At 53.6% G+C, this 9,557-nt stretch carries 2 protein-coding genes and 3 rRNA genes; all 5 read right to left on the bottom strand.

The annotated features are described in order from the left end of the window. Positions 1 to 785: 785 nt before the first annotated feature. Positions 786 to 2,006 (bottom strand): hypothetical protein, encoded by a 1,221-nt coding sequence (locus NW852_RS07375; RefSeq protein WP_414426602.1) that lies wholly within the window; start codon positions 2,004 to 2,006, stop codon positions 786 to 788. A gap of 1,554 nt (positions 2,007 to 3,560) precedes the next feature. Continuing rightward, positions 3,561 to 4,382 carry a hypothetical protein gene (locus NW852_RS07370; RefSeq protein ID WP_414426601.1) on the bottom strand — a complete coding sequence of 274 codons (822 nt, stop codon included), beginning with the start codon at positions 4,380 to 4,382 and terminating at the stop codon, positions 3,561 to 3,563. A gap of 120 nt (positions 4,383 to 4,502) precedes the next feature. Further along, positions 4,503 to 4,614, bottom strand: a 5S ribosomal RNA gene (gene rrf / locus NW852_RS07365). A gap of 57 nt (positions 4,615 to 4,671) precedes the next feature. Next, positions 4,672 to 7,545: ribosomal RNA gene (locus tag NW852_RS07360) — 23S ribosomal RNA — on the bottom strand. Between the two features lie 121 nt (positions 7,546 to 7,666). Continuing rightward, positions 7,667 to 9,176, bottom strand: a 16S ribosomal RNA gene (locus tag NW852_RS07355). Together the 16S, 23S and 5S rRNA genes form the textbook arrangement of a ribosomal RNA operon. Positions 9,177 to 9,557 lie beyond the last annotated feature (381 nt).

Genomic DNA, 9,557 nt, shown 5'->3' with positions numbered 1-9,557 from the left:
CCCGCCTATTGTTTAACATCTCCGTGTTTTTTGGGGCGCCCCCAGTGCCCCGGGGGGGGGGGGGGTGGCGGGGGGGGGGGGGGCCGGGCGCGGGCGCCTCGCTATGCGAGGTGCGACCCGCCCTTCGGGCGGCCCTCCGCATCCCTCACGCACACACACCTATCTCCCCCGCTCCCCAGCAGAGAGCTCATGCTAAATCTTGAGTTTGGCGTGCCGGTCGGGTTATGACCTGAGCTATCTTATACCAATCTGAGTTATACGCTATCTTAACCCCCAACCTCAGCCCTTCCCCCTCACGAGGGGGAAGGGTTTGGGAAGGGGGTTTGACAATGCCAACCAACAACCTACAATCCCTTTGTAGCATGGCTATTGGCTTTCTGGGGGCCTGAGTCTTATCCAGAAACTTAGTCAGCATTCAGAAAGTTTTTGACTCAGATTGGTATAACTCTATCAGAAATCCTGTCTTACCCATCTCTTTTCCCTCCTTAGTAAGGGGGAAAATAGCGTGGGAGATGGAGAGATTGCTTGGGGATGCGGTAAGATCAACCCCATTCTCCTCTCCGTAAACATGAAATAGGGCTGGTGCTTCGTGCCCCTTCCCCGCGGGCGGGGAAGGGGTTAGGGGATGGGGTAATATCAACCCCCTGAATCCAGCCCTACCCTCCAGCACAGAGCCAGAGCCTTCGGACCTGATAGCGGCTCTGAAAAAAACATGTATCGCTCCAGATGGTATTACCTGCTTTCCGGGATATTTTTCACACCCGCCGGACGAGAAAAATCTGGAGCTACAGGGAGGTTTTCACACTCGCGGCCAGCAGAAAGAGCGCCAACTCCTCCCAGTAGATAACATATCGGGGGTCACGAGGAGCTCCCTTTTTCTTATACTCCATCCATTGAAAAATACGGCCCCAGGCAGTTCTACCCGGCACAGGAGATCCCAGTCCCCTCTCTAACTGCATCCCCTGAACATAGGGTATCATGAGCCTGGTCAGTATTATCTCGGAGTACCTCGGATTGAGAACCGTACCGAAGTATCTACTCAGCAGGAGGGGATTCAGGAGCGTGTAGATGATTTTTTGCACGGCTTCCCATGAGGCGTAGTCCGGGGGGCCTTCTATTGACGGGCCCTTTGAGATCAGCATGGCCCGGGCGGACTCCGCCTGCAGCACCCGGCGAAACTCCCTGCGCATCTCCCGGCGAAACTCTGCCGGGGAGGAGTCAAACTTAGCAGGCAAAGAATACAGGGGCGGCTTTCCCAGGGCCAGATAGCCCTGATATTCGAGCGGCTGAGACGCTATAATCTTCTGCACCAGATAGACATCTGGCTCCTGGAAGCGTGTACAGGTTATCCAGTTGGCCGAGCTTTCTTCTATGGTGCGGCCCCAGAGGGTAAGGTAAGGATCCTCAGGACGACAATTGAGTTTCGGGTTTGAGTCCATCAGGGCATGGGCCAGCTCGTGGTAATAGACGGCCTCCAGGTAAAGCTGCGGTTCTATCCACAGTGTTTCGGCCCCTTCCAGAATCCTCTCCGGGCACAGGTAAATGTGTGGAAAGGGCATACCTGCATAATCTACCTGAGGATCCATGGAGTCTGACTCGGCCCTCTCTAAAACTTCCTCAGCCGTATCTGGCCAGTTCTCAGAGTGGCATGGCACATACAGCCCCACGGCTACGAATACCTCATAGGTTTGCCAGTCCCCCTCTGCGTCTTTTTCGAGCCGGTCGATGCTCAGATTGTCATCCTCGCGGTCATAATGCTGGAGAATATTTTTTGCCCTGTCTGTATCCAGGCATTTTTTCCTTCGGGGCGGGTAAAGGACATCCATCTGGGCCGGATTGACGAGGAAAACGGGGATCTGGAGGGCAGTCTGTCTCATTCTGTCTCCCATCTGCCTCCACAGGCGCTCTTCATGACCGAACCTCAGCTCTCTGGCGGCCGGAAAGCCCAGGTTGTAAATGCAGGCCGGCGCCATGCGCCAAGTGGGGGATTTCTTTGTCTTGCCCATGGGATGGAGTTATAAGGGTTGAGATAAAGTTATAGGGGGAGGCTTAGCTATTTCTGTAGCTTTTCGGAAGACCTACAGAAAGTAGAGAGAAATTTTACACTCAAATTGGGAAAAAGAAAGACTTAGTGAGGGTATCTTATCGCTTACAGCAAGGTAAGTCGTATCCCTTCTCTATGAGGTAGTCCCGTAGACTACTCTCTTGATCAAGTCTACCTCGCTTCTTTAGGTATTTTTTGTATTGAAAAGCCATCCATATTTCACCAACAGCATTTTCTCGCCAGCAAGGCTTTCTATTGTGAGTGGATAGGCGCCGAAGTAAGTTGTAGCTTTCGCCCACATCTATTGGAATAAAACGGCCGTTCCTTCTTTTATCCAGAATAAGGTAGATACCGCTTCGCTCCTCCAAGATTTCAGAGACTAACTCTAAAGGATATGGTCCTCGGAGCACATGTTGGCCGTAACGTATGCTCATGGTTGCAAAATTACTGATGAAAAGATATAAGTGAAATACTTGGTTGAAGCTCAGGTCCTACAAGTCCATTCCTATCCTGTGAGAGGGATACGTATCCCTAAAACATGCTACTTTTGACATAATATGGCGCGCAACACTGGAAAAGGATATCGCAAAGGAGCAGTGCGAAATCGCTCCCAGAGCTACAACTGGCGTACCGACCAGTGGGTCAAGCGTAACGAGAGTACAGGCCAGTTCATGGGCTCTAAGGATACTCCTTACAAGGGAGTGAGGAAAAAATGATGCATACGGTTTGTAGCAATAGTCTCCCTTTCCAGAGGGGATATGCATGCCGCAGGCTCCAGAGATTAGCATACTAATCCGACCTGTATCTAAGGGGTTTTTAGCTCATACTACTATTGTGAGAGGCCGTTTGGCATTAGGACTATTGCATTTGTATTCAAGAATGCCTTTAGAAAGTCATGAACCTATCTGAAACATGAATGTTTCTAACAAGGGGCTGGACTAGTTTCTCGTATCCTGCACCGAGCTGTGAGGGTATCTCATACCGATTATAAGCTGGAGGGTATCTAAATAGATTGGGGTTATAGGTGGCCCGCTATGAGGGACCTTTGGACATTCGTAAAAAGTGCAAGTCGGCTCAGGTCTTAACCCAGTAGGCATGCCCAGTTCAGAGAATTTTCATCCCGAGTTAGTAATATGTTTCAGTTCTGGCGAGACGACATGCGAGGACGGCTGGATGGGGAGGTCTGATATCCTAACCAAGTATTACACCGATAAAAAAGAGCTCCCCTAATCCTCACAAGACTTCAAATGCTTGTCTGCACCACCTATCTGGAACCTCTTCTATACTTCAGAGCCCATTTTTGTTCACACGGTTTTACCATGTTCATCAATCTCTCTCAGACTTTGCTTCTAATACCAAAGGGAGCGGAATAATTTCTTAATAATTTGGAAGGCTTGTAGCTTCATTTTCAGAGACCTCACCCCCATATCCCCCTCTCCTTTGAAGGAGAGGGGGCAGGGGGTGAGGTTGAGGCAGAGCGCATTAAGAGACGATATGCACGAATTTGGTATAATGATTAGTTATTTTTTCTTCGGATTAGAAAATTGGCAAATTCTATCACTTTATCATCACTTATGAAATCTTTTACGTTGAATGTATACAATAGACCATATCTTGAGAAATAAATACCGGCTTTTTTTATTTCTACGTCAGAATCAGCCCCATCTATTCCTGCAATCTTATAAAGCGTGTAATATCCAACGAGTTGATTAAACTCATCACGACTAATCTTCAAATGGATTGTAGTTTTTATGTCTATTAGGGTATCATCAATCAACAAGTCTGCATCTGCACCTCCTACTAGGGAGGATGCGTGCCCAAAAGTGGGATTGAGTACACAGAGTCGAGACGCCTTGAACAAGTCTGCAGGAGCTACTCTCATTAGGTTTTGAAGTTCCTCTACATCTTCTTCGTAGAAATGCCCCAAGTTATCACTTACTTGGCCAGCCCTATAGATAAAATCTAATTGAGCAAGTTGAAGTGAACTGATGATGAGGCTTTTAGTCATATGACCCGAGGCTAAGTACTCAGCATGATTAGCTTTAGCTTCGGATATGATTTCTTTAGCTTTTTTCAGAAGGGACCTTTGAAGTGGGATGTGAGGAACATTCTCTGCCACCCACTTGTTGACAACAAGTTTCACATTTTTATTGAGCCTTTCTAAATAAAAGCGCAGCAAATAATCAAAAGCAGTTCCAATCAAACCATAACGATTTGAACAAGGGAGAATCTTGATATTCTCCCCTGCCATGCTCCTCGGTAACGCTGGATTTTTGGGGAAATAACTTTTGAGCAATTCTCTAACCACACTTGAACGGATAAGATTGGTCAAACTCATGAACTCTAAACGTTTCTGTTGGGGAAACTCATATTGTTTCTGTATTAAGAGATGGGATTCCGGCTCTGTTACTACCTCTTAATGTAACCTCTCTTTTTTGAAACAACAAAAAAATAAAAAACCGGGCCCCACCTACTCTCCCGCCGGTGAAGGCAGTACCCTCGGTAGAAGGCGCTTTCACTTCTCTGTTCGGGATGGGAAGAGGTGGTTCACGCCTTCGTTAGGGACCCTTTGTGCTTTGAGGGAGCTCACGCCCGCCTCAAAGCTATCTTTAACAGCAGGGGATATGCGGATTACGACACGGGCAATTAGTACGGCTCGGCTCAACAGGTTACCCTGCTTACACCTGCCGCCTATCGACGTGGTAGTCTCCCACGGCCCTTAAGGGACGCCTGATCTTGGGGTGAGCTTCGCGCTTAGATGCTTTCAGCGCTTATCTCGTCCACACATAGCTACCCAGCGGTGCTCCTGGCGGAACAGCTGGTACGCCAGCGGTGCGTCCACCCCGGTCCTCTCGTACTAAGGGCGGGTCCCCTCAAGCGTCCTGCGCCCGCGACAGATAGAGACCGAACTGTCTTGCGACGTTCTGAACCCAGCTCACGTGCCACTTTAATGGGCGAACAGCCCAACCCTTGGGACCGCCTGCAGCCCCAGGATGTGACGAGCCGACATCGAGGTGCCAAACCTCCCCGTCGATGGGGGCTCTCGGGGGAGATCAGCCTGTTATCCCCGGAGTACCTTTTATCCTTTGAGCGATGGCCCTCCCTTGAGGAACCACCGGATCACTATGCCCGGCTTTCGCCTCTGCTCGACCCGTCGGTCTCGCAGTCAAGCACCCTTGTGCCATTGCACTCTACGCACGGTTGCCAAGCGTGCTGAGGGTACCTTTGGGAGCCTCCGATACGTTTTTGGAGGCGACCACCCCAGTCAAACTACCCACCAGGCACTGTCCCCTGCTGTGCAGGGTTAGGCCGCATACACCAGAAGGGTGGTATTTCACTGGCGGCTCCACCCCGACCGGAGCCGGGGCTTCTCAGCCTCCCACCTATGCTACGCATCCAATGCACGCGGCCAATACCAAGTTGTAGTGAAGGTTCACGGGGTCTTTTCGTCCCGTCGCGGGTAACCGGCATCTTCACCGGTACTACAATTTCACCGAGCTCGCGGCCGAGACAGTGCCCAAGTCGTTATGCCATTCGTGCAGGTCGGAACTTACCCGACAAGGAATTTCGCTACCTTAGGACCGTCAGAGTTACGGCCGCCGTTTACCGGGGCTTCGGTTTGGGGCTTGCACCCCTCCCCTTAACCGTCCGGCACCGGGCAGGCCTCAGGCCCTATACATAGCCTTTCGGCTTAGCAGAGCCCTGTGTTTTTGCTAAACAGTCGCTTGGGCCTCTTAACTGCGACCTCTCGGATGAGAGGCACCCCTTCTCCCGAAGTTACGGGGCTAATTGGCCGAGTTCCTTAGCCGCGACTCACTCGATGACCTTTGGATATTCTCCTCGCCCACCTGTGTCGGTTTACGGTACGGGCTACCCTGGAGATTAACGGTTAGAGGCTTTTCTTGGCTGTATGCTATCGCCGTGCTATCCGCTCCCCCGAAGGGTCGCGGTACGGTCGGGTGTCAGCCCCCGGACGGATTTGCCTATCCGAGGTATTGCCTACTTCCCTTCTACGGCCTATTCCGTCAGGCCGCGACGGTTTCGCTCCAGCGTCCCCCCATCCCTCTCCAGGATAGGTGCAGGAATATTAACCTGCTTTCCATCAGCTACCCCTTTCGGGTTTGCCTTAGGTCCCGACTAACCCGGCCCTGATGAACATCGGACCGGAACCCTTGGGCTTTCGGTCAGCGGGATTTTCACCCGCTTTATCGTTACTCATGCCGGCATATGCTCTTCCCTATGCTCCACGGCTCGTTTCCGAGCCGCTTCCGCGCACAGGGAATGCTCTCCTACCGCCTGTACCTTATGGTACAGACTCCGCGCTTCGGTGGGCCGCTTACACCCGCCTATTATCCGCGCACCCCCGCTCGACCAGTGAGCTGTTACGCACTCTTTAAAGGATTGCTGCTTCTAAGCAAACCTCCTGGCTGTCATAGCGGGAGCACTTCGTTTAACTGACTGAGCGGCCACTTGGGGACCTTAGCGGCGGATCTGGGTTGTCCCCCTCTCGGGCCTCGACCTTAGCGCCGAGTGCCCTCACTCCCGTGGAATAATCTGTGGCCATTCGGAGTTAATCTGCGTCCCCCCAGGTTTCCCCAAGGGTCGCAAACTGTCACTCTACCTGCCCCAGACCTCACACGAGGCTGCCCCTAAAGGCATTTCGGAGAGAACGAGCTATCCCCCAGTTTGATAGGCCTTTCACCCCTACCCACAGGTCATCCGATGGGTTTTCAACCCCAATCAGTTCGGGCCTCCAGTAGGTGTTACCCCACCTTCACCCTGCCCATGGGTAGCTCACTGGGCTTCGCGTTTTTCCCCTCTGACTTATCGCCCTGTTAAGACTCGCTTTCGCTGCGGCTCCGCCACTAAGTGGCTTAGCCTTGCCAGAGAGGAAAACTCGCCGGCTCATTAAGCAAAAGGCACGCCGTCACCCCAGAAGGGGCTCCGACTGCTTGTAGGTGTGCGGTTTCAGGTCTCTTTCAATCCCTTTCTCAGGGAGCTTTTCACCTTTCCCTTACGGTACTTGTGCACTATCGGTCACCTCGTGTATTTAGCCTTGCCGGAAGGTGCCGGCAGCTTCACACGGACCACCACCGAGTCCGTGTTACTCGGGATACCCTCACCATGCTTTCCCTTACGCGTACGGGGCTATCACCCGCTCTGGCGCCGCTTTCCAGCGGTCTTCCACTTCGGTACGACATGGTTTGTGAGGGTCCCACAACCCCGCAGGACCTACGGCCCCACGGTTTGGGCTTCTCCCCTTTCGCTCGCCACTACTCAGGGAATACCTATTGGTATCTTTTCCTCCGGGTACTGAGATGTTTCACTTCCCCGGGTTCGCCTCCCTTTCGGGATACCCTAATGAATAGGGTGGGTTTCCCCATTCGGGAATCCTGGGATCACAGCCTGCTTGCGGCTCCCCCAAGCTTATCGCAGCTTGCCACGCCCTTCGTCGCCACGAGGTGCCAGGGCATCCCCCGCACACCCTTACTATTGTAATCCGCATATCCCCTCGCTGTCAAAGAGTCTAAACTAGCAAAAGTAAAAGTCACGCCGCTGGTCAGCGGGGTGATAGACAGGTATTTTCGACAGCCGGGAGGAGAGAGTACAGGAGCACTCCAGAAAGGAGGTAATCCAGCCGCACGTTCCCGTACGACTACCTTGTTACGACTTCGCCCCAGTCACCGGGTTCACCTTGAGCGCGGTTTAGGCGCCTTTGGGTGCCCCCGGCTCCCATGGCGTGACGGGCGGTGTGTGCAAGGCCCGGGAACGTATTCACCGCGGCATGGCTGATCCGCGATTACTAGCGATTCCGGCTTCATGGAGTCGAGTTGCAGACTCCAATCTGAACTGAGGGGGGGTTTGCGGGATTGGCTTCCGGTCGCCCGGTTGCTACCCGTTGTCCCCTCCCATTGTAGCACGTGTGTCGCCCTGGACGTAAGGGCCATGATGACTTGACGTCGTCCCCTCCTTCCTCTCCCTTGCGGGAGCGGTCCCCGCAGAGTTCCCATGAAGGGCAACTGCGGACAGGGGTTGCGCTCGTTGCGGGACTTAACCCAACACCTCACAGCACGAGCTGACGACAGCCATGCAGCACCTCGCACCCAGTCCCCTGACGGGGACGACCCACCTTTCGGCAGGCCTTCCGAGTGCGTTCGAGCCCAGGTAAGGTCCTACGCGTACCATCGGATTAAACCACATGCTCCACCGCTTGTGCGGGCCCCCGCCAATTCCTTTGAGTTTCACCCTTGCGGGCGTAGTCCCCAGGCGGCGCACTTAACGGTTTCCCTTAGCCAGAGAAGCTTACACCCCTCCAGCGAGTGCGCATCGTTTAGGGCGTGGACTACCAGGGTATCTAATCCTGTTTGCTCCCCACGCTTTCGTCCCTCAGCGTCAGAACAGCCCTAGCCACCCGCCTTCGCGAACGGTGTTCCTCCCGATATCTACGCATTTCACCGCTACACCGGGAATTCCAGTGGCCCCGGACTGTCTCTAGCCCTATCGTATCCCAAGCCTTCCCCACGTTGAGCGCGGGTCTTTGACCCGGGACGCATAGGGCCACCTACGGACTCTTTAAGCCCAGTAACTCCGGGTAACGCTTGCGCCCTACGTCTTACCGCGGCTGCTGGCACGTAGTTAGCCGGCGCTTATTCCCCAGGTACGATCAAGGGGAGGTGACCTCCCCCTTTCTCCCTGAGAAAAGCCGTTTACAACCATTAAGGCCTTCTTCCGGCACGCGGCGTGGCTGGATCAGGCTTTCGCCCATTGTCCAATATTCCCCACTGCTGCCTCCCGTAGGAGTGGGACCCGTGTCTCAGTGTCCCTGTGGCTGGTCGTCCTCTCAGACCAGCTACCGATCATCGCCTTGGTAGGCCGTTACCCTACCAACTAGCTAATCGGCCGCAGGCCCCTCCTCTGGCACCTTTCGGCTTTAGCAAGCCCACCATGCGGTGCCCTTGCTTTATGGGGTATTAGCTCCAGTTTCCCGGAGTTATCCCCCGCCAGAGGGCAGGTTACCTACGTGTTACGCACCCGTCCGCCGCTATCCTGGGTCACCCCAGGACCGCACGACTTGCATGTGTTAGGCCCGCCGCTAGCGTTCACCCTGAGCCAGGATCAAACTCTCCTTGCTAATTACTCAAAGTTCTTGGCTCCTGACTCTCTCCCCTAGCTGTCAAATAGCAATCCAAAATCTCCTCAAACAACCCAACCCTTTACCTTGCGGCAAGAGGGACTTTTACCCCACCACTATCCTCCCCGCTATTGCATCTCCCCTTTCAGGGAGGGCAAAGGTACGAAGTTTTTCGCTTTGTCAAGACCCCCCCCTATTCTCCATCCCACATCCCGGCAGGGAGCGCAAAGGTACGAACTTTTTGACATTCGCAAGCCCCCTCCCTCCGTCGCCGCCTCACTATTTCTCAAAGATCACGCCAACCCTGCGACTGGCTCTACCCCACTACTATCCTCCCCGCTATTGCATCTCCCCTTTCAGGGAGGGCAAAGGTACGAAGTT

Origin of the sequence: Synechococcus sp. H60.1 (assembly GCF_047462335.1) — a bacterium.
GTDB lineage: Bacteria > Cyanobacteriota > Cyanobacteriia > Thermostichales > Thermostichaceae > Thermostichus.
This window is presented reverse-complemented; position numbering and strand designations above follow the sequence as displayed.